A 1350-nucleotide genomic window follows, 5' to 3' on the forward strand; every position below is an offset into this window, starting at 1 on the left:
CGGGCTGGTGTCGGGCGATACGCTGAGCGGTCTGGTCCAGGCGTTCGATACCCGCAATGCGGGTGACCGGGCGTTGAAGGTCACCGGCTATACGCTCGATGACGGCAACCTGGGGGCGAACTATGTCGTCCAACTGCAGGACGGCGTCGGCACTATCGCCAAGCGTCAGCTGACCACGAGCGTCACGGCGAACAACAAGGTCTATGACGGCACGGTGGCGGCCACCGGCACGTTCGGCAGGCTGAATAATTTGATCGTGGGCGACAGCGTGGCGGCGACCGCCACTCTTGCCTTTGCGGATCGCAATGCGGGCGCGGCCAAGGTCGTGACGGTGTCGAACGCCGGGCTGACGGGCGCGGATGCGGGCAATTATACGCTCGCCGCGCTTGCCGACAGTGTGGCCGACATCACCCGCGCATCGCTCGCGCTGACGGCCGTGGCGGACAATCGGCAGTATGACGGCACCACCGATTCCGCTGGTCTGGTCCTGACCAATGGCCTTGTGAGCGGTGACAGCGTCACCGGTCTTAGCCAGTCCTTCGATAATAAGAATGCCGGCGGCCGACTGCTCCGGGTCAACGGTGGTTATGTCGTTGCCGATGGCAATGGCGGCAACAACTATGTCGTGACGCTGGCGGATGCGTCGGGTGCGATCACCCAGCGGATTCTCACCACCTCGGTTACGGTCGACGCCAAGGAATATGACGGTACGATCACCGCAACGGGGACGTTCGGTGGCCTCCAGAACGTCATCCGCAATGAGACGGTGGCCCTCTCGGGCGGCACCTTGTCGTTCGCGGATCGCAATGCCGGCAGCGGCAAGGTCGTCAACGTGACGGGCGCCACCCTGGGCGGCGTGGATGCGGCCAATTATGTGCTGAGCACGACCCAGTCGTTCGACGGGAAGAATGCGGGCAGCCGGTTGCTGAGCGTGGATGGCGGCTGGTCGATCGCGGATGGCAACGGTGGTAACAACTATGTCGTGACCATTGGTGCTGGTGCCAACGGCGTCATCACGCCCAAGCTGTTGCAGGCGAGCGCTTCGGTTAACGACAAGGTCTATGACGGCACGAAAGCCGCGACCGGCAGGGTCACCGGCCTGTTCGGGGTGCTCGGCGCCGACAGGGTCAGCGTCACCGGCAGCGGATCATTTGAATTCGTCGACCGCAACGCCGGGAACGGCAAGGCCGTGACGGTGGGTGGGCTTGTTCTGGACGGTGTCGATGCGGGCAATTATATGCTTGGCGCAACCGCCAATGGCACCGCGAACATCGCCAAGGCGGTACTGACGCTGACGGCGAGCGCCGATAGCAAGATCTATGACGGAACGCGCAGCTCGACCGGTGTGGT

1 protein-coding gene is annotated in these 1350 nt (G+C 63.7%); it reads left to right on the forward strand.

Translation table 11 applies throughout. The annotated features are described in order from the left end of the window. A partial coding sequence (locus SM191_RS19515; RefSeq protein ID WP_341507650.1) for a YDG domain-containing protein occupies positions 1-1350 on the forward strand: 1350 nt, incomplete at both ends.

The sequence above is a fragment of the Sphingomonas sp. 2378 genome (assembly GCF_038084995.1).
Lineage (GTDB): Bacteria > Pseudomonadota > Alphaproteobacteria > Sphingomonadales > Sphingomonadaceae > Sphingomonas.